18 protein-coding genes are annotated in these 24,564 nt (G+C 58.6%); 10 read left to right on the top strand and 8 right to left on the bottom strand.

The genetic code is table 11. The features are described from left to right. Positions 1 to 6: 6 nt before the first annotated feature. Positions 7 to 7,194, top strand: a complete 7,188-nt coding sequence (locus tag ETC00_RS06650; RefSeq protein ID WP_171565203.1) for an amino acid adenylation domain-containing protein — start codon at positions 7 to 9, stop codon at positions 7,192 to 7,194. 4 nt (positions 7,195 to 7,198) lie between these two features. Then, on the top strand, positions 7,199 to 7,426 hold the full coding sequence (locus ETC00_RS06645; protein WP_171565201.1) for an MbtH family protein: 228 nt from the start codon (positions 7,199 to 7,201) through the stop codon (positions 7,424 to 7,426). A gap of 527 nt (positions 7,427 to 7,953) precedes the next feature. Here ETC00_RS06645 and ETC00_RS06640 read toward each other — a convergent pair. Continuing rightward, complete coding sequence (locus ETC00_RS06640; RefSeq protein WP_171565199.1) at positions 7,954 to 8,640, bottom strand: 4'-phosphopantetheinyl transferase family protein; 687 nt, start codon at positions 8,638 to 8,640, stop codon at positions 7,954 to 7,956. Between the two features lie 162 nt (positions 8,641 to 8,802). Between ETC00_RS06640 and ETC00_RS06635 the strand changes: the two genes are divergently transcribed. After that, on the top strand, positions 8,803 to 9,945 hold the full coding sequence (locus ETC00_RS06635) for a phosphodiester glycosidase family protein (protein WP_171565197.1): 1,143 nt from the start codon (positions 8,803 to 8,805) through the stop codon (positions 9,943 to 9,945). Positions 9,946 to 10,101: 156 nt separating this feature from the next. On the opposite strand, the gene ETC00_RS06630 is transcribed toward ETC00_RS06635, so the two are convergent. Genes ETC00_RS06630 through ETC00_RS06615 form a run of 4 tightly spaced genes read right to left on the bottom strand, consistent with a single transcriptional unit; the run spans position 10,102 to position 15,293 of the window. Then, positions 10,102 to 11,499 (bottom strand): sodium:solute symporter family protein, encoded by a 1,398-nt coding sequence (locus tag ETC00_RS06630; RefSeq protein ID WP_171565195.1) that lies wholly within the window; start codon positions 11,497 to 11,499, stop codon positions 10,102 to 10,104. Between the two features lie 3 nt (positions 11,500 to 11,502). Next, positions 11,503 to 12,468 (bottom strand): agmatinase, encoded by a 966-nt coding sequence (speB, locus tag ETC00_RS06625; RefSeq protein WP_171565194.1) that lies wholly within the window; start codon positions 12,466 to 12,468, stop codon positions 11,503 to 11,505. A gap of 26 nt (positions 12,469 to 12,494) precedes the next feature. Continuing rightward, complete coding sequence (locus ETC00_RS06620; RefSeq protein WP_171565192.1) at positions 12,495 to 13,826, bottom strand: aspartate aminotransferase family protein; 1,332 nt, start codon at positions 13,824 to 13,826, stop codon at positions 12,495 to 12,497. 57 nt (positions 13,827 to 13,883) lie between these two features. Then, positions 13,884 to 15,293 carry a sigma-54 interaction domain-containing protein gene (locus tag ETC00_RS06615; protein ID WP_171565190.1) on the bottom strand — a complete coding sequence of 470 codons (1,410 nt, stop codon included), beginning with the start codon at positions 15,291 to 15,293 and terminating at the stop codon, positions 13,884 to 13,886. 345 nt (positions 15,294 to 15,638) lie between these two features. Here ETC00_RS06615 and ETC00_RS06610 point away from each other — a divergent pair, with 345 nt between their 5' ends. After that, positions 15,639 to 16,142: a cell wall hydrolase gene (locus tag ETC00_RS06610; RefSeq protein ID WP_171565188.1), complete on the top strand. Its 504-nt coding sequence runs from the start codon at positions 15,639 to 15,641 to the stop codon at positions 16,140 to 16,142. 113 nt (positions 16,143 to 16,255) lie between these two features. Here the strand turns inward: ETC00_RS06610 and ETC00_RS06605 are convergent, their stop codons facing one another. The 3 genes from ETC00_RS06605 to ETC00_RS06595 all read right to left on the bottom strand — a co-directional run bounded on the left by ETC00_RS06605 (position 16,256) and on the right by ETC00_RS06595 (position 18,575). Next, complete coding sequence (locus tag ETC00_RS06605; RefSeq protein WP_171565186.1) at positions 16,256 to 17,086, bottom strand: copper amine oxidase N-terminal domain-containing protein; 831 nt, start codon at positions 17,084 to 17,086, stop codon at positions 16,256 to 16,258. A gap of 184 nt (positions 17,087 to 17,270) precedes the next feature. After that, on the bottom strand, positions 17,271 to 17,936 hold the full coding sequence (locus ETC00_RS06600; protein WP_171565184.1) for an MBL fold metallo-hydrolase: 666 nt from the start codon (positions 17,934 to 17,936) through the stop codon (positions 17,271 to 17,273). Further along, entirely contained in the window at positions 17,937 to 18,575 is a 639-nt protein-coding gene (locus ETC00_RS06595) for a TetR/AcrR family transcriptional regulator (protein ID WP_171565182.1), read from the bottom strand. Between the two features lie 256 nt (positions 18,576 to 18,831). Here ETC00_RS06595 and ETC00_RS06590 point away from each other — a divergent pair, with 256 nt between their 5' ends. The 6 genes from ETC00_RS06590 to ETC00_RS06565 all read left to right on the top strand — a co-directional run bounded on the left by ETC00_RS06590 (position 18,832) and on the right by ETC00_RS06565 (position 24,526). Then, positions 18,832 to 20,220: an L-cystine transporter gene (locus ETC00_RS06590; protein WP_171565180.1), complete on the top strand. Its 1,389-nt coding sequence runs from the start codon at positions 18,832 to 18,834 to the stop codon at positions 20,218 to 20,220. 219 nt (positions 20,221 to 20,439) lie between these two features. Continuing rightward, positions 20,440 to 21,357, top strand: a complete 918-nt coding sequence (gene metA / locus ETC00_RS06585; protein WP_171565179.1) for a homoserine O-acetyltransferase MetA — start codon at positions 20,440 to 20,442, stop codon at positions 21,355 to 21,357. Between the two features lie 183 nt (positions 21,358 to 21,540). After that, the gene (locus ETC00_RS06580) at positions 21,541 to 22,425 is read left to right on the top strand and encodes a LysR family transcriptional regulator (protein WP_171565177.1); all 885 of its coding nucleotides are present in this window, start codon (positions 21,541 to 21,543) and stop codon (positions 22,423 to 22,425) included. Between the two features lie 102 nt (positions 22,426 to 22,527). Then, positions 22,528 to 22,917, top strand: a complete 390-nt coding sequence (locus ETC00_RS06575; protein ID WP_171565175.1) for a CidA/LrgA family protein — start codon at positions 22,528 to 22,530, stop codon at positions 22,915 to 22,917. After that, complete coding sequence (locus ETC00_RS06570; RefSeq protein WP_171565173.1) at positions 22,895 to 23,590, top strand: LrgB family protein; 696 nt, start codon at positions 22,895 to 22,897, stop codon at positions 23,588 to 23,590. Before ETC00_RS06575 ends, ETC00_RS06570 begins: the two co-directional genes overlap by 23 nt. A 105-nt stretch (positions 23,591 to 23,695) precedes the next feature. After that, positions 23,696 to 24,526, top strand: coding sequence for a protein-glutamine gamma-glutamyltransferase (locus ETC00_RS06565; protein WP_171565172.1), 831 nt, complete (start codon positions 23,696 to 23,698; stop codon positions 24,524 to 24,526). Positions 24,527 to 24,564 lie beyond the last annotated feature (38 nt).

The following is a 24,564-nucleotide window of genomic DNA, read 5'->3' as shown; positions in this document are numbered from 1 at the left end:
ATGTTCATGCCGGATCATCAGGATGTACGCTGGCCCTTGTCGGGTGCGCAGAATGGCATTTGGTTTGCACAAAAGCTCGACCCGGACAATCCGGTCTTCAACACCGCCGAGTGCATCGAAATCCATGGCCCCGTCGATCCTGCGCTGTTCGAGGCTGCCCTGCGCCGGGCCGTGACGGAGGCGGAAACGCTGCATCTGCGCTTCGGCGAGGATTGGAACGGTCCGTGGCAGAGCCTCTGCCCGTCAGCTGACTGGCCGCTGCATTTCGTGGACGTCAGCGGCCATGAAGATCCGCAGGAAGCGGCAGAAACGTGGATGAAGCAGGACATGGCCCAACCGGTTGATCTGACCCGCGGTCCCCTGTTTGCACAAGTGCTGTTGAAATTGGCGCCTGACCGGTTCTTCTGGTATCAGCGCATCCATCATATTGCGATTGATGGCTTTGGCTATTCGCTGTTGGCACAAAGGGTGGCACACATCTATACGGCACTCGTCCATGGCCGGCCGTACGACGAGGCGGCCTTTGGGTCTGTTCACTCCATCCTGGAGGAAGAGGCAGCCTATCGCAGCTCGGAGCAAATGGAGCGGGATCGGCAGTTTTGGCTGTCACGCTTCGCCGATGAGCCCGAGGTGGTCAGTCTGGGAGACAGGGCGGCGAGGACATCCCGCGGCTTTTTGCGTCAGTCGGCACAGCTTCCGCCAACCAGCATGACTGCGCTAAAAGGGCTGGCAAGCCAGACGGGGACAACCTGGTCTGACGTCGTGATTGCCGCTGCGGCGGCTTATGTCCAGCGGTTGACCGGCGCAAACGATGTAATTCTCGGCTTGCCCATGATGTGCCGACTCGGCTCTGCATCGCTGCGCGTGCCGGGAATGGTCATGAACGTGCTGCCGCTAAGGTTGACGGTGCGGCCGGACATGAGTCTGGCAGCTCTCCTGCAGCAGGTCTCGCAGGAAATCCACGAGATCAGACGGCATCAGCGTTACCGGCATGAAGATCTGCGGCGCGATCTGAAACTGCTGGGGGACAACCGGCGATTGTTTGGTCCGATGATCAATGTGATGCCGTTTGACTATGATGTGCGCTTTGCCGGCCATCGCGCGACAACGCGAAACCTGTCGGCCGGCCCCGTGGACGACCTGACGATAAACATCTACGACAGATCAGACGGCAGCGGGCTGCATTTCAATTTTGACGCCAATCCGGCGATTTACGGCGCCGACGAGCTGGCGGTTCATCAGCGGCGCTTTCTTTGTTTCCTGGACAATATGGCGTCGGCTGACCCCGGCCAGCCGGTCTCGCAGATTGACTTGCTCCTGCCGGAGGAACGCCAGAAGGTGCTGTTTGAATGGAATGAAACCGCTCATGACCTGCCGACGACCAGCGCGCACGAGCAGTTTGAGCAGCAGGCCTCCCGCACGCCTGAGGCTGTCGCCGTGGAGGTTGAAGGCGTTTCGCTCAGCTATGCCGAGCTGAACAAACGAGCCAATCAGCTTGCCCATCTGCTGATGGCGCACGGTGTCGGACCGGAGCGTGTGGTCGCGCTTGCGCTGCCGCGTTCACCGGAGATGGTCGTCGCCATACTGGCGGTTCACAAGGCGGGAGCGGCGTACCTGCCGCTGGACCCGGACTTTCCGTCCGACCGGTTAGCCTACATGCTGGAGGACGCCAGACCCGTATGCGTCATCACATCCAGACAGGTTGCCCATCGGCTGCCGGATTGTGGTACGGGCTCAAGACTCGTGCTTGACGAGCCGGAAACCATCGACAGGCTGATGCGGCAAGCGATTCACAATCCCGGCAATGCTGATCGAACAAACTGCTTGTCGCCGCTTCATCCTGCCTACGTGCTGTACACCTCCGGTTCGACCGGAAGACCCAAGGGGGTCATGGTCACGTTTGGCAATCTGACCAACCTGATCCTGGCGATGCAGGATCGGTTTGCGCTGGACGAACGGGATGCGTGGCTGTCGGTTACCACGATTTCATTTGACATCTCGGTTCTGGAGCTGTACCTGCCGCTCACGAGCGGGGCCCGTGTTGTCATCGCCGCGAAGGATACGATCATGGACCCGTCGGCTCTGGCGAAAATGATTCGCGAGACCGGCACGACGATCATGCAGGCGACGCCGACCCTGTGGCACGAGCTGGCAGCGAGCAGGCCCGACAAATTTGACGGCCTGCGCATCATTACGGGAGGCGAGGCGTTCCCCAGCGGGCTCAAACTCGCCCTGCAGGAACTGGGGTGCGATGTCCATAATCAATACGGTCCGACGGAAACCACCATTTATTCCACTGCCATGCACCTTGGCGATGAGCGAGCGGGAACACCCCCGATTGGCAGGCCGATTTGGAATACGCGGGTGTATGTGCTGGATGGCGGACTGAAGCCCGTTCCGCCGGGAGTGGTGGGAGAGCTGTACATTGCCGGTGTCGGCTTGGCTCGCGGCTACCTGGGACGGCCGGAGCTGACGGCCGAGCGATTCGTGGCCGACCCGTACGGCGCGCCGAGCTCCCGGATGTACCGCACGGGAGATCTGGTGAGATGGCTGCCGGACGGCTCCCTTGAGTACGTGGGCCGTGTCGATCACCAGGTGAAAATTCGCGGGTTCCGGATCGAACTTGGCGAGATCGAGTCGCTTCTGTCCCGGCATCCTGCGATCGCCCAGGTTGCAGTAGTCGTCCGGGAAGACCAGCCAGGGGACAAACGGCTGGTGGCATATGTGGTCCCGCATGCATCCGCCGGCATAGACCCAGCCGAGCTGCGCCGGCATGTCTCCGCCGAACTGCCCGATTACATGATCCCGTCCGCGTTTGTCCAACTTGCCGAAATGCCGTTGACGCCGAATAAAAAAATTGACCGCAAGGCACTGCCAGCGCCTGATCTCCATACGGTTACAGGGCGCGGACCGAGGACGCCGCAGGAAGAGATGTTGTGCGACCTGTTCGCCGAAGTGCTCGGCCTGGCTCATGTGGGGATAGACGAGGACTTTTTTGCATTGGGCGGTCACTCCCTGCTTGCCGGACGGGTAATCGCCCGTATCCGCGATGTCTTCGGTGTCGAATTGAGCATTGGCAGCCTCTTTGAATCACCCACGGTAGCAGGGCTGGTCAAGCGGCTCGATCATGCGCGGGATGCCAGACCGCCTGTGCGGCCGGTCGCGCGTCCGGAGGCAGTGCCGCTTTCGTTTGCCCAGCGCCGCTTGTGGTTCCTGTACCGACTGGATGGACCCAATCCGGCCTATAACATTCCGCTCGTGGCCCGCCTGTCCGGCGAACTGGATGTACAGGCGCTGGAGGATGCGATTGGCGATGTCGTCGCTCGCCATGAAACCCTGCGCACCATTTTTCCCGACAAGTCGGGCGCGTCGCACCAGCTGGTTTTGGACGCAGCCGACGCTCGACCTGAGCTGATTGTGACGGAAACGAACGAGGCTGAACTGCCCGGGCTGCTTGCCGACGCCGTGCGCTACAGCTTCCAACTCTCGTCGGAGCCTTCACTCCGTGCCCAATTGTTCGTACTTGGGCAAAACGAGTACGTACTCTTGCTGCTGCTGCACCATATCGCCGGAGATGGCTGGTCGCTGACCCCGTTGGCCCGCGATCTCTCCACCGCTTACGCAGCCCGCTGCCGGGGCGAGCTCCCGTCATGGCCGCCGCTGCCGGTACAGTATGCGGATTACGCGGTTTGGCAGGAACAGCTTCTGGGGAGTGAGCGCGACCCCGACAGTTTGATCGCCAGACAGCTTGCGTACTGGACGCGGACACTTGCCAACCTGCCGGATCAGTTGGAACTGCCGTGCGATTATCCAAGACCGGCAGAAGCCAGCTACCGGGGCGGTGTCATTCCGTTCCACATCAGCGAGGAACTGCACGGCCGACTGCTGGAAGTGGCCCGTGAAAACAGAGCGAGCCTGTTCATGGTCCTGCAGTCTGCCCTCGCCGCTTTGCTCACCCGCCTCGGCGCAGGCACCGATATTCCGATCGGCAGTCCGATTGCCGGGCGGACCGACGATGCGCTGGACAGCCTGGTCGGATTGTTCATCAACACGCTGGTGCTTCGTACCGACACGTCTGGAAACCCCAGCTTCCGCGAACTGCTGGCCAGAGTCCGTGAGGTAAATCTGGCTGCGTACGAGCATCAGGACCTGCCTTTCGAGCGGCTGGTGGAGGTTATGAACCCCGTCCGCTCCCGGTCCAGACACCCGCTGTTTCAGATCATGCTGGTGCTCCAGAACACGCCTGATGCGGCGTTGGAACTTACTGGTGTGGAGAGCAGCCTGACAATTGAAAGTGCGGGCACGGCCAAATTTGACCTGACCGTGGAGTTGAAGGAGCGCCGTTCGGCGGATGGCACTCCTGCGGGTCTGGATGGCATTCTGGAATACAGCGCCGATCTGTTCAAACGCAGTACGGCTGAAAGATTGGCGGGCCGGTTCCTGCGGGTACTGGAGGCTGTGGCTGCTGATCCGGGCAAGTCGATCGGAGAACTCGATATTCTGATGCCGGAAGAGCGCCAAAGCATGCTGCAGGAATGGAGTGCGGCTGGAAACGATGTGCCGCAGACCGTGCTGCCGGAGTTGTTCGAGGCACAGGTTGTCCGAATTCCTGAGGCTGTGGCCGTCGTCCATGAGGATGTCTCCCTGAGCTACGATGAGCTGAACACCCGGGCCAATCGGCTCGCGCATCTGCTGATTGCAGAGGGGGTCGGTCCGGAGCAGGTTGTGGCCCTGGCGCTGCCGCGGTCGATTGAAATGGTCGTTGGCGTGCTGGCCGTGCTGAAGGCCGGAGCCGCCTACCTGCCTCTCGATCCGGATTACCCGGCCGACCGGCTGGCATATATGCTGGAGGACGCAAGACCGGTTTCCATTATTACAAGCACGCAGGTGGTCTCCAGACTGCCTGATGCTGGCGGTCTGCCCCTGATCGTGCTGGATGAACCGGAGACGCAAGAGCGGCTCAGGCAGCATTCTCCTGCCAATCCTGGTGACCGTGAACGCCGCGGACGTCTGTCTGCACACAGCCCGGCGTATATCATCTACACCTCGGGCTCCACGGGAAGGCCCAAGGGCGTCGTCATCCCGCATCAGAACGTGGTGAGATTGTTTGCTTCCACCGATCACTGGTTCCGCTTTGGCTCTGACGATGTGTGGACGCTGTTCCATTCCTATGCCTTCGACTTCTCGGTGTGGGAGATTTGGGGAGCGCTCCTGCATGGCGGACGTCTTGTAGTGGTGCCCCATGCGATCAGCAGGTCGCCGGGAGAGTTCCTCCAGCTTCTCGTGCGGGAGGGCGTGACGGTATTGAACCAGACGCCGTCAGCGTTCTATCAATTGATGCAGGCTGATCGGGAACATCCCGACTTGGGTCAGATGCTCTCCTTGCGCTTCGTGATTTTCGGCGGCGAGGCGCTGGAATTGGGACGTCTGGCGGACTGGTATCAGCGCCATCCGGACGATGCTCCCAAGCTGATCAACATGTACGGTATCACCGAGACGACCGTGCATGTCAGCTATATCGAGCTTGACCGTCACCATGCAGCTTCCGGTGCCAACAGCCTGATCGGCCGCCCGATACCGGATCTGCGGGTGTACGTGTTGGATGATTTCCTGCAGCCTGTACCGCCGGGAGTGACGGGGGAGATGTACGTCGCCGGTGCCGGACTGGCCCGCGGTTACGGGGGACGGCCGGATTTGACGGCGGAGCGGTTTGTTGCCGATCCGTTTGGTCCCCCCGGTACGAGGATGTATCGCACCGGCGATCTTGCCAAGCGGCTCAGCGACGGGTCTTTAGAATATTGGGGCCGTGCCGACCAGCAGGTGAAGATTCGGGGGTTCCGCATCGAACTGGGCGAGATCGAGGCCGTGCTCGCCAGACATCCCGCTGTGGCCCAGGTGGCGGTAGTGGTGCGGGAGGATCAGCCGGGAGACAAACGCCTGGTGGCTTACGTCGTTCCGGCCGCGGACACAAGCGTCGAACCTGCTGTACTGCGCCGGTTTGCCGCCTCCAGTCTGCCTGATTACATGGTGCCGTCAGCGATCGTGGAAATGGATGTCCTGCCGCTCACGCCGAATGGCAAGCTGGACCGCAAGGCGCTTCCGGCGCCCGATTTCTCCCTGACTTCAGGCGGGCGCGGCCCCAGAACGCCGCAGGAAGAGGTCTTGTGCAATTTGTTTGCCGAGGTGCTGGGTTTGCAGCGTGTAAGTATTGATGACAGCTTTTTCGAGCTGGGGGGCCATTCGCTGCTGGCCGTTCGCCTGATGAGCCGCATCCGCGAGACCATGGGCCGGGACATCGGCATCGGCGTGCTGTTTGAGGCGCCTACTGTTGCCGGGCTTGCTGAACGGCTTGACATGGACACGGGAAAAAGCGCGCTCCAGGTGCTGCTGCCGCTCCGCGCCCACGGCGAGCAGCTCCCGCTGTTCTGCGTACATCCTGCAGGCGGACTCAGCTGGTGCTATGCCGGGCTGATGAAACATCTCGGCACGGAATATCCGATCTACGGCCTGCAGGCCCGAGGCATTGCCCGGACCGAGGAGTTTCCGAAAACGCTGGGAGAAATGACGGCCGATTACCTTCAACATGTTCGTTCCGTTCAGCCTGCCGGTCCGTATCGGCTGCTGGGCTGGTCGTTTGGCGGCAATGTAGCGCATGCGATGGCCGTGCAGCTTCAGAAAGAGGGAGAAGAAGTCTCGTTCCTGGCCATGCTCGATTCGTACCCCAGCCACCTCCTGCCGCTTCGCGGAGAACCGGATGAAGAGGAGGCCCTGATCGCGCTGCTCGCCTTGGGCGGCTATGATCCGGACAGCCTGGGTGGCGGCCCGCTCACCATGGCCAGCGCGCTCGAAATCCTCCGCAGCGACGCCAGCGCACTGGCCAGCCTGGATGAATCGACCATCATGAATCTGAAACAAACGTATGTGAACTCGGTCCGCATCCTGGGAGCGTATGTACCGGAGCGATACGAGGGAGACCTGCTGTTTTTCCGCTCCACGATCATCCCGGACTGGTTTGATCCGATTGAACCGGATATGTGGATTCCCTATGTAAGCGGACGGATCGAACGGCATGACATCGCGTGCCGGCACAAGGATTTGTGTCAGCCCGGGCCGCTTGCCGAAATCGGCCAGATACTGGCGGCCAAGCTGAAGGCCTTGGACCGTCCGGCATCCGGACACTCGAGGAGGGAATGATTCGATGACCAATCCTTTTGAAAAGGCGGATGGCACCTTTCTGGTGCTGATCAATCACGAGGGGCAGTATTCCCTGTGGCCGGCATTCATCGCAGTGCCTGAAGGCTGGACTGTTGTGCTGGGGCCGCAGACGCGTCAGGAATGCCTGGACTACATCCGCTCACAATGGACCGACCTGCGGCCCCGCAGCCTGCAAGCCGGGTCAGGGGCTGTTGTCAGACAAGGACAATGAAGGCACGTCTGAACCCGAAAGCAGTCGTGTGCGTCATATACGTGGCGGGCTGGCACCAACCCGTGGCTGATTCGCACGCTGTTGTTCGGCGTCGGCGTTTTCCCGGGCCATACGGTCGGAGCGGTGCAGATCGCCGCCTTCGCCAACATTCCTCCGGCTTCCATGGGGCGCGCCTCCACCTCGCCACGGACTTCGTCTACACACTGACAGCCGGTTGCCAAGGCAATCCGGCTGTCAGACTGAAGACAAACCGATTGTACCGAAGGAGAATCACGTTTCCAGGCAGAGCGACTTGTGAGCCCTACTGAGCGGAGCAGCGATTTGCGGGAAAAGGGAGCGCCACCGTTGAACAGGCTGCGTAGCCATGCGGCTTTGGCGATCCCCCGCAAATCGATGCGAAGCGTGCAGTTTGGGCTTTCCTGCTGGGCGAGCACGGAGCGGCTGACGGAAACGTGTTCTCCTCGCAACAGCTACATTATCTACACACTGAGCCGGTTGCCAAGGCAATCCGGCTGTTTTGCATTTCCCTACAGGAGGGTTTCGTACAAGGACGATAGGGAGACGTGCTGGACGTGATCTGGGAGCGCAGCCTTGCACGAGCAGGCCGACAGGATGTGCTCCTCGTCCAAGCTGATGCTTGTAAAATGGAAACCGTCCGCCTCCGGGGAATACCACGTCTGTTCTTCCGTACACACCACGGAAAACGAATCAAGCGGAATGGACAAGCCTTTGCCGACGGCTTTCACATAGCTTTCCTTCAACGTCCATACGCGATAGAAATACTCCAACCGGGCATCTCCCGTTTTGGAGGCAAGCATCCGGTTTTCTTGCGGGGTAAAGAGGTGTTCGGCGATGTGCAGATCCATGCGCACGATCCGCTCCACATCAATACCCGGGCAACAAGAGCTGTCGCCCCAGATCATGGCAATCCAGTTCCCGGAGTGGGAGAGATTGAAGCCCACATCCGGGGTGTTTTGCAAAAACGGCTTTCCATAGGGATTGTAGACAAATTGAAGCGCATCGGGCCTCACACCGGTATGCTCGGAGAGGGTTGAGCGGACCAGCACCTCGCCCAGCAAGGAGCGGTAAGCGTCCTCCTTGCGAACAAACCGGGCGATTTTCTGCCTTCGTTCTGCGGATACCCTGGACAGGAACAGATCCACGTAGTCCGGCGGCAGATTGGCCGGCATGCGTACGACCCGAATCGACAGCATGATTGATCACCTGAACTTTCTGTGTCCGGCGGATGATGAGTTTCATTATAACCAAGCCCGTCCCATGCGTACATAGAGGATGTCATACGCGCTGCTCGTCGATGGAAAATTATGATAAAATTTAATCAGAAATACATACGTTTCGGAACAGGTGAATGTGAAATGAAAATAGGGAAATGGCTAATATCCATCGTGTTGCTCGTCGCGCTTGCCTTGCCGGCTCATCTGGCCGCGCAGGGAGCGGCACAGGATGTATCCAAAAGTGTGATGGCGGGCAGCAAAAAGGTTTCCACGTCTGCCGGAAGCAGAACCGTCCAGTTCGTCACGATCAATCTGAACGATCCCCGGCTGGAAGTCCGTCCGGTACTGGCGCGGGACGAGCTGGGCCGGACGGAAAGCCTGGCGGGGATGGCAAAACGAACGGGAGCACTGGCTGCGATTAACGGAACGTTTTTCATGGCCTACAACAAGGGGGATTACAAGCCGCCCTGGGGATTGATCGTCATCGACTACGAGAAGAAACACGACGGCGTCAGCGGGTCGTCCATCGGATTCAACGGAAACGCCCTGCCGGTGATCGACCGTACCTCCCGGTTTAATGCAGATTCGTTTCAACACGTCACCAGTGCGGGCCCCACTTTGGTAAAGGACGGGAAAATCGTCGTCAATCCGGTCGTAGAGGGAATGAATGATCCCAAGCTGACCAAGGCAAGCGGGCAGCGCTCGTTTATTGGCTACACGGCGAACAATCAACTGGTGATGGGAACGGTCCCCAATGTCACCCTGGCCCAATTGGCCGGCATCTGCCAGTCGATGGGGCTGGTGGCGGCGATGAACCTGGACGGCGGAGCGTCATCCGGCCTTTACGCGCATGGCAAGCTGCTGACGGCGCCGGGCAGGGAATTGAGCAACGCCCTGGTGGTCGTCCCCCGCAAAGTCGCTCCCATCCAGGTCATGCGGCAGTCGGAGAAGATTTCCTTCCTCACGCCGCCCGTACTGATCCGCGGGAGCATCTACGTTCCGACTATGGAGGCCTTTGAGAAACTGGGGGCGGCCGTTCACATAGACCAGCAGGACGGCGCACTGGTGGCAGCCATAGAGGGCACGGTCATCCGGATCACAAAACAGGGCAAGGTGTTTCGCGATGGAAAGGCGCTGCCCCTGTCGGCGGATAAGCGGACAATTGCCGGTACGGAAATGGTCCCGCTCCGGCTGGTGGCGGAACTGCTGGATGGGAAAATCGAGTGGGATCAGCAGAAACGAACCGCCACCATTCAGTTGAAAGCAAGCGCGCCTGAGCGCTGATACGACAAACCGGCATCGCCCGGAAAACAAGGAGGCTGACATCTCCGGATGCACGGAGGATGTCAGCCTCATATTCTCTCGTGGCTCATTTATATCCGATCGCGGCGAGCTTGTCCCGGGTCCCGTCGCCGCAGGCTCGCGGGTGGAAGTGCCCCGTCACTTGATTGAATGGACGTTGTCGGAAACGCTCGGGGCGGTTGTGTACGACATGCCGATCATGACGGCCAAACTGACGGCGATGCCGTACATGATCGGATTCGTCGAGCTGAGACCTTCGATCGCCAATCCGGCCAGCACGACGACGGTGCCGGCAATGATCGAGGAAAAGGCTGCCTTCGCTGTCGCCCGCTTCCAAAAGTATCCGACCACGAGCGGAACGAATATTGCACCGGATAAAATGGCGTACGCCACGTCAAGCGCGACCAGCACGTCCTGAATCCAGATCGAAAAGACAATGGCGAGCGCGCCGATGAACAGCGTCGTTACCCTGGACAGCCGCAGCAGCTGCCGATCGTCCATGTCCCGAAACCAGTACGGCTTCATGATGTCGTGAGTAAGCAATGTGGAGGAGGCGAGCAGCGTCCCGGAGGCGGTCGACATCAGCGCCGAGCAGACGCTGGCCAGCACGAGGCCCAGCACGCCATTGGGCAGAATGGAAATGGCCATGGTGGTGAACGCATTTTGCGGGTTTTCCAGTTGAGGGAAGGCGACGAATGCGCACATTCCGACGATGGTCAATGAAACCGCATACAACATGCTGTAGACACCGGCCAAAACGGAACCGGTACGGGAAATCTGCATCGTGCGGGCGGTAAAGACGCGCTGCCAAATATCCTGGGAGACCACCATGCCGAGCGCGTACAGCAGGAAATATTGAAAAATTTGCTCGCCGCCGATGGAAGTCAGATCAAAATGGGCGGCCGGCAGTCTGGATGCCAGTTGATCCCACCCGCCGACATGCGACAGGCTCATCGGCAGCATGACCAGGAAAACGCCCACGGTCATGACGATGAATTGGATGATGTCCGTCATCGTTACGCTCCACATGCCGCCCAAAATCGTATAGAACAGCACGATTCCGCCGCCGACAACCATCGAGAGAGTCATGTCCCAGCCCAGCAGCACGTTGATGATAGTGCCCATCCCGATCACCTGCGTCACGGCTACCATCAGCGTGTAAATCGCCGCAACCAGGGCGCTCACCAGCCGGGTTTCGGCATTGTAACGCTTGCCCAAAAACTCGCTGATCGTCGTCACGTTGGACTGGGAGATCCGCTTGATGAACAAGGCGCCCAGGAGCATGATGCCTGCTCCAATCATGGTGACAAACCAGATGCCGGAAATGCCGTATGTGTAGCCCAGCTTCGCCGTGCCGATGGTGGAAGCTCCGCCCAAAATGACGGCGGACAAACAGCCGAGAAACATGAACATGCCCAGATTGCGTCCCGCCAATGCGTACTCTTCCGATGTCCGGGCGCGCCTGGAGCCGATGACACCCACCGCAATCAGCAGCGCGAAATACAGCAGAATGACGATCGTATCGATGCTGTTCATCCATTATCCCTCCTGATGTACCTGTTTACGGCGGTGCTTCCACGCGATCAGACTGATCATTTCGTAGGCTACAGCCGCGGCCAGTCCGGCTGTAATTTCGCCAGGGTCGTGCGACGGCAGGACTTCGACCAGGTCAAACCCGACCAGCTGAAGCTTGTCCAGCCCTCTCACCAGTTGAATCGCTTCGTAGCTGGTAGGCCCGCAGACTTCCGGGGTTCCCGTGCCCGGCGCGTACGCGGGATCGACAAAATCAATGTCAAATGACACGTACGCCGGCCGATTTCCCACCCGCTGATGAATGCGGCGGATTGCCTGCTCACCGCCGATGGCGCGCAGTTCGCTCATCGGCATCACTTCATAGCCAAGCGCCCGGGCGTCGTTGATGTCTTCCGGTCCGTAGAGCGGTCCACGCATCCCGATCTGGATGGAATGGGACGTATCGATCAATCCTTCTTCCACTGCCCGGCGGAACGGCGTTCCATGTGTGTACTTTTCGCCAAAATAGCTGTCCCATGTGTCTCCGTGGGAGTCGAAGTGAATCAGGGCGACTGGACCGAATTTTCTGGCAAATGCGCGCAGGCTGCCGAGCGAGATGGAGTGATCCCCGCCCAAAATGATCGGGGTCACGTCGTTGTCGATGAGCGAAAACAGCTCCCGCTCCATGTTGTCGTACGTCTTGTGAATGTTGAATGGAACCACGTCGATATCGCCGTAATCAACACCGGAGCAGTATTCAAAGATATGGATGTCTTGATCGGGATTGTACGGGCGAAGCAGCACCGAAGCGTTCCGGATATGCTGCGGGCCGTACCGCTGACCGGTTCGGTTGGACGCCCCCGTGTCAAAAGGGACGCCCACCACCGCAAAGTCGACACCGTCCGTCGTCCGCACCTGTTCCAACCGCATGAACGTGCGCACGCCGCAAAAGCGGGGGGATTGGGATGAATCCTTGGGTTTGTACCTTACCATAGACGGCCTCCTCCTGTGAAAGTTGGTTACACGGCACTGCTGCCGATGCACAGTATTTCCTGTTCGTATTCCGTAATGGCTTCGTCCAGCATGCGCAGGCCAACGTCGATTTGCTCCTTGGTCACCGTGAGCGGAGGAATCATGCGGATGACTTCACCGCGGTTCCCGCACAGGTAGAACAACACGCCTTTGCTCAGGCACTTGTTCAGGATGGTCAGCAATCCCTCTCCATTGGGAGCCTTCGTGCGCGGATCGACAATTTCGATGCCGATCATCAGTCCGACGGCGCGAATGCTGCCAATCGTCGGGTGTTTCTGCTGCAGGCGGCAAAGCTGTTCCTGAGCGTAGCTGCCCATCACGCGCGCGTTTTCCACCAGGTTCTCTTCTTTCATCACTTCCAGCGTGGCCAGAGCTGCCGCACAGGCGATCGGATTGCCGCCAAACGTGGTGCCGTGGCTGCCCAGCGGCCACTGCTTCATCAGCTCCTGGGAAGCGACCGTGGCACTGAGCGGCAGGCCGGACGCAATCCCCTTGGCGATCGCCATGATGTCAGGGGTAACTTCGAAGGTTTGGGCGGCAAACCAGTTGCCGGTGCGGCCAAAACCGGTCTGCACCTCGTCGAAAATCAACAGGATTCCGTGCCGGTCGCAGATCTCCCTCAGCTTTTTCAGCCAGCCCTTGGGCGGGACAATATAGCCGCCTTCGCCCAGAACCGGCTCGACGATTGCGCAGGCCACTTCTTCGGGCGTCACCTGATGGGCGAACAGTGTCGCCACATCCTTCTCCAGTTGTTCGGCGCAATATACGTCAGGATCGGCCCCTGGCGGAACTTCATCCACTCTGGCGTAGGGGAGCTGGTAGGACAAGCCGCTGGGCTGCAGAAATTTTCGGTACTTGCTTTTCGATGTCGTCACACTAAGGGAACCCATCGAACGCCCGTGAAAGCAGCCGAGAAACGAGAGGACGTAGGGGCGCCTCGTCACGTGCTTGGCCAGCTTGATGGCCCCTTCGATCGCTTCCGTGCCGGAATTGGCAAAGAAAAAGCAGTCCAGTCCAGCCGGGAGCACGGTGGTCAATTCCTTGGCCAGCCGCAGGATCGACTCGTACATGATTACGCCGGACGGACCGTGCACCAGTTGGTCCGCCGCCTGCTTGATTGCCTTCACCACTTTCGGATGGCGATGACCGGTATTGGCGACGGCAATGCCGGATGTAAAGTCCAGATAGGTCTTGCCGTCCAATCCGTAGTAGTAGACGCCTTCCGCCTTGACTACCGGCAGATTCGGGTGGTCTTTGGCCATGCTTGGCGCCAGCAAGGTATGCATCTGACCAACCAAATGACTCCAATCGCTTGACATGCAGCAACCCTCCTCGTTTGTCTGCCGGGAGTGAACTGCAAGTTTCGTTCCAACCCCTTACGTGATTCCGTGTTTTTTTAATTTCCGCACCACGGACGGCTGGCTGATCCCCAGCGCCTGCGCCATTTTCACCGTGGTCTTGTGCGTTCGTTTCGCCTTTAGCAGGACCTGCCGTTCGACCTGATCCAGGATGTCCTGCAGCGGCCGATTTTCATGCACGTCGAACAGCGGCTGATCGTATCGCCGATTGAGGTACGCCGGCAGCAGATCGACCGTCACCACCGGGGAGGAAGAGGTGACGACCAGACGCTCGATGACGTTGATCAGTTCCCGCACGTTTCCTTTCCACTCGTAGTAGATCAGGCGGTGGATCACGGCTTCGTCCAGCGTCCGTTTTCGCTTGTACTTTTGCTCAAACTGCCGCAAAAAGTGCTGGATCAGCGGCAGGATGTCCTCCGTTCTCCGGCGCAGCGGCGGAATGGTTATTGGCACGACATTGAGGCGAAAGTAGAGGTCTTCGCGAAACGTCTTTTCGCTCACGGCCGCTTCCAGGTCCCTGTTGGTGGCGGCAATCAGGCGGAAATCCGCCTCCCGTTCCTTGGTGCCGCCCAGCCGGAAGAACCGCCGCTCCTGAATCAATTTCAGCAGTTTGACCTGGTTGATCAGCGACAGTTCGCCTACTTCGTCGAGAAACAGGGTTCCGCCGGAAGCCAGCTCGGCCAGCCCCAGCTTTCCTTTCGGATTGGCCCCGGTAAAGGCGCCGCTCTCGTAGCCAAACAGTTCCGCCTCAAACAGCGCATCGGGGATCGCTCCGCAGTTTACTTCGATGAACGGTCCCTTGGCGCGTCCGCTGTGATTGTGAATAAACTTGGCGACATGCGATTTGCCCACCCCGGATTCACCGAGCAGCAGGATGGTGGCGTCCACTTCGGCCACCCTGAGCGCCGTGTCGATCACGGTTTTCATTTCCTCGCTGTTGGCGATGATTCCGTCCGCATGCAGATGCTTGTTGCGCAGCATGTCCAGCTCGCTTTTCACGCGCTCGATATCTTCTTCCAGCACCTGCAGGTAGTGCTGCAGGTTGATCAGCTCGGTCACGTCGTGGGAGTAGCTGACGATAAAGATCAGTTCGCCGTTGGGATCAAACACCGGAATGCCCGTGACCAGCAGCTTTTTCCGCTTGTTTGTCGTCTGTATCACGGTGACTTTTCTGCGTTCCTTGATGACCATCGGCGTGACAATCGGCGTAAACAGCCCTTCCTTCTCCAGGTCGTACACCGACTTGCCGATCAAATCTTTTGTGTCCACACCGTAAATCTCCCCGGTTTTTTCCGTGGCCCGCACGATGATGCCATCCGTATTCGTGACCAGCAGATCGTCCTTGAGCGACTGCAGGATGGCCAAATCTTCGCTCCACGTGTGTTGGTCATTCACGTCGCTGTCCCCCTTTGCCCTGTCCCTATCCATTCTTGAATAGATGCCGATGGTGTGCGCTCATCAGGCGCTGAGCTTGCCGTATGATTCACTGTTATGCGTTTTTGTATAATTATTCAGGAATGAATCGCACTCGTCAATTTGTTGCTGATACGCTTTTCACACATGCGCGAAAAACGCCTGTTCTCAGGGGAGAGGGCTTTTTTTTTTCGCCGCCGGGCAGAGATTCCTTCTTTTTTGCAGCCAGGGTTGTATTTTCGTCCCTGTTCCTGCCTATGGAGATGAAACGAAATTCAACAGAGCGGCTTGGGGTGGGGCCGCTTAAGTTGAACACCCCTTCGTTTCTTTCAAATCCAAAACATGAAAGGGGTATCAGACATGGCGTATCCGTATGGTGAACCGTTGACGAATATCGGCAGTGATCCGTGGGATCTCACTGAAATGAAAGGGCGCGACAGCGTTGATTTGCTCGCCCGCATGGTATATGCCGAGGCGCGTGGGGAATCGCTTGAAGGAAAGCGCGGTTGTGCGCACGTGGCCAAAAACCGAAAAGCCAAAAACCTTTCCGAGTTTGGCGGGAATACGTACGAGGGGGTGCTGCTGAAGAAGTATCAGTTTGAGGGAATGACGACGGAAGCGGCTCGGAAGCCGGATCTTTCCTCGCAGGCCTGGAAGGATTCGCTGAATATCGCCATGAACATGTCCACGACGCCCAATCCGATCGGCAACTGCCTGTGGTTTGTGACCAACTCGTACTATGCGACAAGGGTGTCATACAATAACGGTGTCGAATACTTCACCTTCCCTGGTTCCACTGCAAGGAAGGTCGTGGAGAAAAAAGTGATTGGCAACCACACCTTCTTCCGGGTGGAGGGCTATTAAAAAAACCAAAACCGGGCAGCAAAACGCTGTCCGGTTCAGTCTGTAAACAAAGTCTGTGGTGTCATGGGTGATGTTGTCCTCTAGCACTTCTTCTTTAACTTCGTTTGACCAGGCTAGTCCTGCACGAATTCGATAGTCTTTACCTGGAATTGATCCTTGGCAAACTGATAGGTGATGTGAAACTGGCCCACGACATGCGCCGGTGACAACTGGGCGGGAACACGGGCGAGCAGCGCGTCTCCCTGCGTTTCATAGGTCACGATGCCGCCGATTCCAAGAGACGAAAACCAGCTGGATGGTTCCGCAGGGATTTTGTCTGCGGGGATCACCGTTGTCTTTCCGTCAATTGAAATCTCGACGTGGTCCTTGGTGACCTTGCTCGTCATGTGTTGCTTCAGCGTCTCGACCGGATCAGGCACCTTTCGTTCCTCCCATGTGTCCGGTTGGAGGACGTGGACGTCCTGGGTCAGTGCCCCGGTTCCATATCCGGTCGTCAGAATGAAGATCAGCTCGTCTTTTCCGTCACCCGTCAGGTCTTTGGATTGGATCGTTGGCGCGTAGCTGGGGTTTGTTACGCTTTTCCAGTCAAACAGCTTGAATTGGCCCTGGTGTTCTGCCAGCAGCGGAGTATACAGGTCATCTTTTTGTTTCAGGGCATAGAGCGTGGTCTGCTCATGCGGCAAACGGGCGATCGGTGTTGGCCCCTCCGGTTTGCTGACGATCACCGACCTTTGTTTGCTGTCCCAGTTCACTTCAGCGCCCATCGCCTCCGACACCGCGCGAACGGGAACCATGACGCGTCCGTTGATAATCTGCGGGGCCACATCCGTTTCTACTTTTTTGCCGTTGACGATCAATGCGATGTTATCCGTGTTTTTCGCAAGTGCCCAACCGCCGACAGATGCCAGTGAGGCGCACAATGCAGCCGCTACCCATTTTTTCATCGGAATCATCCTCTCGCTTGCTTTCCATATATAGACATATAGACCGCATAGGGACAATCCTATTATAGCTGTTAATTCCTGTAATTGCCAGAAAGCGAGCGGAGCTGCATTGCAGTGGATGGCAAGGTGCGGTTGTCTGCACTCTGGGAGGATAGGGGACGCTCCAATGATTTTTTTCGAGACTTTACCCGTACTTGCGCATATACGCCGCCACCTGCTCTCCGGCCGCAAACACCGGTCCGCCGTGACATACTTCCAGCCGCCTGGGCATCAGCTCCCGCACGATGGCGCTGCTTTTCACCGCTTCCGCCATGTCAGCCGTGAACATCGGCATTGGTCGGCGGAGCTGTCCGTTTTTGGAGGTAAACAGGTCGCCGGCGAGCAGCACGCGGTCCTGCTCATGATAGTAGACGACGTGACCGGGGGAGTGGCCGGGGGTCAGATACGGCTTCAGGCCGGCGATGGGTTGGAGCTGTCCGTCCGCGCTTTCGGCGAGCGGTGCCGCCAGTCCTGCGGCAACGTTGCGCTCCGGTTTCTTGCGGCGGGGATACGGCAGTGCTCCTTCCATGTAGGGAATCTCGATGCGGTGTGCGTATACGGGAACGGCGTATTTGTCCAGAATCCCCCTGATCGCCCCGACGTGGTCGGAATGGCCGTGCGTGAGCAGGATGCGCCGCAGCGGACCGGCGTTCAACCTGTCGATAAACCGCAAAATGCCGGCGGTCATGAACGGCAGGCCGGCGTCGACAAGCGTGACGCCGTCGTCAGCGGTAACGACCCAGACGCGCACGGGGATCAGCAGCCACGCCTTGAGGCTCCAAATGTGCTCGGAGATTTGTTCCGCCTTCATCTACGCACCACTTCCTTTTGTCGCGGTATGGTGAAATCCGGCCAGCAGGACGTCCCAAGCGAGGTCAAACGTGGGTTCCAGCCGCTTCAGCAGGTCGTCGAGCGGCTCGGCGGAGTGGGTGTACGTTCCGATGATTCCATGCAGGGTAAAGAAATAGATGCGGGTGTAGGCCAGCACCCGATCGTCCGGCGTATCCGGCGGCAGACACGCCCGGACCGCCTGCCTGAGCAGGCCGAACAACCGGTTCCGAATCTGCTGGACCTCCAGCGCCGGCGTCTCTTCATCAACGCGGGACGCTTTTGCCATGAAAAAAATCGTGTACATGTTCCGGTTCGCCAGACAAAAGCGGACGAATGTCCGGGTGACTGCCTGCAGGCTGTCTGCGGGAGCGAGCGTTTGGTCGCGCAGGAAGGCCTCCATCTGCTGGTGCAGGGATTGCAGCGGTTCCATGGAGAGATGGTGAAGGAGCGCCTCTTTGTCCTTGAAGTACAGGTAGATGGTCGTGTGGGAGCATCCAGCCTGTTTGGCGATCTCCCGCATGGTCACGGCGTCAAAACCGCGTTCGGCAAACAGCGTTCCGGCTGCTGCCAATATCGCCCGTCGCGTCTCCTCGGAACGGATTTCCTGTCTGTTCGGCATGGGAATTCTCGCTCCTTTCATGTGATTGGACATATGATAACCAATGGTTAGTAACCGTTGGTTATAAAATAACCGATGGTAACCTTGGCTGTCAATCTGGTATGTGCCAGATGAGATAGTGACATAGGCGTCTGGTGTTGCGTATGTATGTAAGTGTAAATCCTACTTGACCTATCGGTTTTTGTATCATATAAATGTATTGTTCCGCATCGGAGCGGAATCAGGAAGTCATGCCGGACAATCGGAGGGAATTATCATGCTGACGTTGTTGTCCATTGTAAACATTGTGTTCATGCTGCTTCTGATGGCCGGATTGTATGCCATGCAGAAGAAGCATGTGTCGTTTTCCAAACGCGTCTTTGCCGCTCTGGGGGCAGGGATCGTTTTCGGTCTGATCCTGCAGGCTGTATACGGCATCAAGTCGGACGTACTGCAGACGTCGATCGACTGGTTCAACATTGTGGGGAAAGGCTACGTCAAACTGCTGCAAATGATTGTCATGCCGCTGGTCTTTCTCTCCATTTTGGCTGCCTTTACCAAAATGAAGCTGTCCGCGAACATCGGGAGGATCAGCACGCTGATTCTCGTCATCCTGGTGGGCACGACCGCAGTGGCCGCAGCCATCGGGATTGGCTTCACATTCGCGTTTGACCTGGACGGCGTGCAGCTGCAGCAGGGAGCAGCGGAGACTGCGCGCATCGAGCAGGTGGAGCAGAAGCTGGGCGAGCTGCAAACGATGACGCTGCCGCAAAAAATCCTGGAGCTGCTGCCGGAAAACCCGTTTCAGGATTTCACGGGAGCACGCCCGACGTCGACGATCGCCGTCGTCATCTTTGCCGCCATCATTGGCCTGGCGTTTTTGGGAGTGAAGCGGAAGCATCCTGACCATGCCGAACAATTCGCCGGCATCGTCGACACGTTTTACACGGTCTTGATGAGGGTGGTGACGCTCATCTTGCGTCTGACGCCCTACGGCGTGCTGGCGATCATGACACGGGTGACCGCCACCAGTGACTACGAAGCCATCTGGAACCTGGGCAAATTTGTCGTGGCGTCGTATGCGGCCCTGCTCGTCATGTTTGCCGTTCATTTGCTGCTGCTGGCTCTGGCGGGATTAAATCCCCTCACCTTTGTGAGAAAGGCGTTCCCTGTGCTGACTTTCGCCTTTACATCCAGGACCAGCGCGGGTACGCTGCCGCTTAACGTCAAGACGCAGACGGACGAACTGGGAGTGCCGGAGGGCATTGCCAACTTCGCCGGGTCGTTTGGTCTGTCCATCGGCCAAAACGGCTGCGCGGGAATCTATCCGGCGATGCTGGCCGTAATGGCGGCTCCTGTTGCCGGCGTCGATCCGCTTTCGCCGTCGTTCATTCTGACGCTGATTCTCGTCGTTGCGCTCAGTTCGTTCGGCGTAGCGGGCGTTGGCGGCGGTGCGACATTTGCCGCTCTGATGGTGCTGTCGACGATGAATCTGCCGGTGGCGATCGTCGGGCTGCTGATCTCCGTCGAGCCGCTCATCGACATGGGCCGGACGGCTCTCAACGTAAGCGGCAGCATGACGGCCGGCCTGCTTACCAGCAGAGTGACCGGTGAGCTGGATTATGACGTGTACAACGAAACGAAACAGCTGCCGGCTGAGGCGTGAGGCACGCAGGCCGGCCGCACAGAGACAAGGAACCCGCGATTGCACACGATCATGGCATCTGCCCTTGACCCGCTGGTGGTTGGGGGTTTTTGCTGCACAAATTGTCATCATTTTCTTTCCTTGAACCTATTCTGGAAGCAGGAAAGAAAAGTATACTTGTCGAATTTGTCGGATTACTGTCTTGCGGACATCACTGCGACGGATGGAAGGGGGAGAACCATGCCAATCAAATTACCTGACGAACTGCCGGCAACAGAGATATTGGCAAGAGAAAACATTTTTGTCATGAAGGAAAGCAGGGCCTTTACGCAGGACATTCGGCCGCTGCGCATCGTCATCCTGAATCTGATGCCGGTCAAACAGACGACGGAAACCCAGCTGCTCCGCCTTTTGGGGAACACGCCGCTGCAGGTGGAAATCGTTTTGCTCCATCCCGGCAGCCACACCTCCAAAAACACCCCGGCTGAGCACCTGTCCACGTTTTACAAGACTTTTGAAGAGATCAAGGACGAAAAGTTTGACGGCATGATCATCACCGGCGCGCCGGTTGAACAACTGCCGTTTCACGAGGTCACCTACTGGAAGGAACTGCAGCAGATTCTCGACTGGAAGCTGACCAACGTCACCTCCACGCTGCATATCTGTTGGGGGGCGCAGGCGGGGTTGTACCATCATTTTGGCGTGCCCAAGCACCCGCTGCCCGAGAAGCTGTTCGGCGTCTTTGCGCACACGGTAAACAAGCCAAACGTCAAGCTGTGCCGGGGATTTGACAGCGTGTTCTACATCCCCCACTCGCGCCATACGGAAAACCGGCGGGAGGACATCGAAAAGGTGGCCGAGCTGGAGATCCTTTCCGAATCGGAAGAAGCGGGCGTTTACATCGTGGCCACCAAGGACGGCCGGCAGATCTTTGTCACCGGCCACTCGGAATACGATCAGGGGACGCTGCGTGACGAGTACGAGCGCGACCGCAGCAAGGGCCTGGACATCGCCATTCCCAAAAACTATTTCCCCAACGACGATCCCAGCCAGCCGCCGGTGGTAAACTGGCGTGCCCATGCCAATCTGCTGTTTTCCAACTGGCTCAACTACTACGTCTACCAGGAGACGCCATACGACTGGAACGCCATCCGCTAGCGCCGGAAGACGCCAACCATCCGGACTGCGGGTGGTTTCTTTTTTGGGGGAGTGGACAGACAGCGACAGTTCCCCGGGAAATCGAATGCGGACCTGGAGGCGGGAGCGGGAGGATTTCTGCGCGCGCTGACATGTGTGGTAAGCTGGAAGGACAGACAAGCTGCGCGAAGAGGGGGCAGAGCGATGGACATCAGGCAGCTTCAGTATTTTGCCGAAGTGGTGAAACAGCGGAGCTTTACGCGGGCGGCGGAGGTCCTGCACGTCTCCCAGCCGTCCATCAGCAAGGTGATCAAAAGTCTGGAAGCGGAGCTCGGGGTGACGCTTCTGGAGCGAAGCGACCGGAAGATGAAACTGACCGATGCAGGCGAATTGGTGTACGAGCATGCGACCAAAATGCTTCAGCTGATGGAGAGCCTCTATGCCTCTGTGGCCGAAATGAGAAACCTGCAGCGGGGCAGGGTCAAAATCGGCATGATGCCGACGGTCGGATCGCTGCTGCTGCCCCAGGTGATTGCTCGGTTCAAACAGGAATACCCCGGCATCGACCTGGAGATGAGGGAGTACAGCGCCAAGCGGCTGGAGGTGCAGGTGGAGCAGGGGCACATCGACGTCGGGCTGACGGTGCTTCCGGTCAACACGCAATCATTTGTCGCCGTTCCGCTCGCGGCGGAGGACCTGGTTGCCATCGTTCACCGGGAGCATTGGCTTTCCGCCAGGGAGTCGGTCAGTCTGGCGGAATTGAAGGACGAGTCGTTTATCCTGTTCACCGAGGAGTACGCCCTGCACGATGTGGTTCGGCAGGCGTGCAGGCGCTCCGGGTTTGAACCGCAGGTCGCCTACATGAGTTCGCTCTGGGATTTCGTCGGGGAAATGGTCGCGACCCGACTGGGCATCTCACTGGTTCCCCGCTCCGTAGCCAGACGGCTCAACAACAGTCTTTTGAAAATGGTCCGCATCTCTTCGCCGCCGATCGACTGGCATTACGCGCTGATCTACCGCAAGGACGGCTATTTGTCGCGCGCGGCACGGGCGTTTGTCGCCTTTGTTCAACAGCACCTTGCATCATAACCACAAGGCATGGAGTTGATGACAATTATGTATTGTACGAATGAAATCGGGACGGCGTAGAATGAACGTAACAATGTGGCATGTCCGTAGGAGGCGGTCCCGATGAAAAAATGGCTGCAAGCAATCCCGCAGATGCTGCTTCTGCTCCTGTTTTCCTGGTTGGGAAAGGCGGTCGCGGCGGTATTTCACCTGCACGTGCCCGGCTCCCTGATCGGGATGATGCTGCTGTTTGTTGCCCTGCAGGCGGGATGGGTGCGGCTCACGTGGGTGGAAGCGGGAGCGGCGCTGCTCTTTGGCGAGATGATCCTGTTCTTTGTGCCGACGATCGTCGGGATTGTGCAGGTCCCGTGGCTGTTGGGGACAAAGGGATTGTTGGTGCTGCTCGTCGTGTTGAGCGGAACCGCACTGGTGATGGTTTCCACCGGTGTCATAGCGGAACGGCTGCACCGGATGAGGGAGGGGAAGCGGCGTGATTGCGTGGAGCGTGTGTAGTTTGCCGCTGACTGTTCTCTTTTATTGGCTCAGCAAGCGGATAAATCGACGCAGACCGGGCCTGCTGTTTTCTCCCGCCGTGCTGACTCCGGCGGCGGTGATCGGGGTGCTGGCTGTCTCCGGTCTTCCTTACGAGGTGTACATTGAAAACGCTTCCATTTTACACGAAATGCTGGGTGTCGTGACAGTGGCGTTTGCCGTCCCTCTGTACCGGAATTGGCCGATTCTTGCCGCCAACTGGCAGATCATCATATTGAGTCTGGCTGCCGGATCGCTGGTGTCCATCATCGCGGGTGTCTCGACGACGATGCTCGTGGGCCTGGGGGAAACGGCGGCCATCAGCGTGATCCCCCGTTCCGTCACCATGCCGATCGCCGTCGGCTTGTCGCAGGCGATCGGCGGAGTGCCGTCGCTGACAGCCGTGTTTTGCATGCTGACCAGTTATGCGGGCGTCTTTATGGCACCGGTGATCATCAAACGCTGCGCGCTTAACCGGCCCGAGTCGATCGGGCTGATGTACGGCATGGGGGCACATGTGCTGGGCATGGTCAAGGCGTTTGAGCGGGGGGATCTGGCGGGAAGCTCCTCGACGCTGGCCGTAATCGCCGGCGCGCTCATCTCGGTCGTGTGGGTATTTCTCCTGCTGCCGGCCATTCAGATGTGGCTCGCCTAGCGAGAATGCACTCCTCGACTTGTGATCCGCAGCAGAGATGGGGGTGATATTCACCGTCTCGTTGCATAGACATTTACAAGGATCCGGTAAGAGAGGGGTGATCGCATGATTACAATCGCAGGTTCGCCGGTCGATCCGTCCGAGTTACTGGGAGCGTGGTCGTTATCCGGGGGACAGCGGGAAGTGGTGACGGCCATGGCGCGCAGCCGGGACGTATACGCCTATCCCTCTGCCCAGGTCTTGCGGTTTGAACTGAAGTTGCGCGAGCGGTTGGTGAAATCAGCAGTGGCACTTGCCCACAGCGGACTGGCATTCGCCACTTTCGAACGGACGAGGTGCAACGAGGAGTTTTGGATCAAAACCGAGTACGGCGGGTGCCTGCTCCGGGAAAACGTGCCGCCGTCCGTCGCCATCGAGGATATTTTCCGCCGCGGCCGGGCCTACGCGCTGGAATGCGCCACGGCGATGGTGGTCATAATCTACTACGCCGTGCTGCAATCGATACGGCGGTCCGACTTTGACCGGCTGTTTTCCGGGTTGCTTCTGTACGATTGGCGGTATGACCAGGACCTGCGGTTGACAACGGTTCGGACGAGGTCCTTCCTGCCGGGAGACATTGTGTATTTTGAAAATCCCGACTTCGATCCGTCCACACCGGAGTGGCAGGGAGAGAATGCAGTGGTGCTGGGAGGAGGGGAGTACTACGGTCACGGCATCGGCATCGGTCCCGCCGAGATGTTCATTCGCCATCTCAACCGGCAGCGGAGACCGGGCGCCACCCGGTCGGCCTTCCTGTCTGATCTGGTGACGCGGCCCGGGTTTGCGTACCTGTCCCAGTTTGAGGGCAGCTCGTTCGCCCAGGCTTCACATGCAGAGCCGCTGCCGGCATGGGAGCTGGTTATCGCTCGGATCGGCTCGTCCGTTTGGGAGGTGTAGCTGTCTGCACGCTGAGCCTCGCCCCTGACTTGGGCGAG

Source organism: Brevibacillus sp. MCWH (assembly GCF_013096935.1).
GTDB lineage: Bacteria > Bacillota > Bacilli > Brevibacillales > Brevibacillaceae > Brevibacillus > Brevibacillus aydinogluensis.
Note: the sequence above shows the minus strand (reverse complement) of the source record. Positions and strands in the feature narration are given on the sequence as shown.

Coding starts and splice junctions, on each gene's coding strand:
- ETC00_RS06650 (WP_171565203.1), top strand. CDS start 7: ATGCCGGATCATCAGGATGTACGCTGGCCCTTGTCGGGTGCGCAGAAT.
- ETC00_RS06645 (WP_171565201.1), top strand. CDS start 7,199: ATGACCAATCCTTTTGAAAAGGCGGATGGCACCTTTCTGGTGCTGATC.
- ETC00_RS06640 (WP_171565199.1), bottom strand. CDS start 8,640: ATGCTGTCGATTCGGGTCGTACGCATGCCGGCCAATCTGCCGCCGGAC.
- ETC00_RS06635 (WP_171565197.1), top strand. CDS start 8,803: ATGAAAATAGGGAAATGGCTAATATCCATCGTGTTGCTCGTCGCGCTT.
- ETC00_RS06630 (WP_171565195.1), bottom strand. CDS start 11,499: ATGAACAGCATCGATACGATCGTCATTCTGCTGTATTTCGCGCTGCTG.
- speB (WP_171565194.1), bottom strand. CDS start 12,468: ATGGTAAGGTACAAACCCAAGGATTCATCCCAATCCCCCCGCTTTTGC.
- ETC00_RS06620 (WP_171565192.1), bottom strand. CDS start 13,826: ATGTCAAGCGATTGGAGTCATTTGGTTGGTCAGATGCATACCTTGCTG.
- ETC00_RS06615 (WP_171565190.1), bottom strand. CDS start 15,293: ATGGATAGGGACAGGGCAAAGGGGGACAGCGACGTGAATGACCAACAC.
- ETC00_RS06610 (WP_171565188.1), top strand. CDS start 15,639: ATGGCGTATCCGTATGGTGAACCGTTGACGAATATCGGCAGTGATCCG.
- ETC00_RS06605 (WP_171565186.1), bottom strand. CDS start 17,086: ATGAAAAAATGGGTAGCGGCTGCATTGTGCGCCTCACTGGCATCTGTC.
- ETC00_RS06600 (WP_171565184.1), bottom strand. CDS start 17,936: ATGAAGGCGGAACAAATCTCCGAGCACATTTGGAGCCTCAAGGCGTGG.
- ETC00_RS06595 (WP_171565182.1), bottom strand. CDS start 18,575: ATGCCGAACAGACAGGAAATCCGTTCCGAGGAGACGCGACGGGCGATA.
- ETC00_RS06590 (WP_171565180.1), top strand. CDS start 18,832: ATGCTGACGTTGTTGTCCATTGTAAACATTGTGTTCATGCTGCTTCTG.
- metA (WP_171565179.1), top strand. CDS start 20,440: ATGCCAATCAAATTACCTGACGAACTGCCGGCAACAGAGATATTGGCA.
- ETC00_RS06580 (WP_171565177.1), top strand. CDS start 21,541: ATGGACATCAGGCAGCTTCAGTATTTTGCCGAAGTGGTGAAACAGCGG.
- ETC00_RS06575 (WP_171565175.1), top strand. CDS start 22,528: ATGAAAAAATGGCTGCAAGCAATCCCGCAGATGCTGCTTCTGCTCCTG.
- ETC00_RS06565 (WP_171565172.1), top strand. CDS start 23,696: ATGATTACAATCGCAGGTTCGCCGGTCGATCCGTCCGAGTTACTGGGA.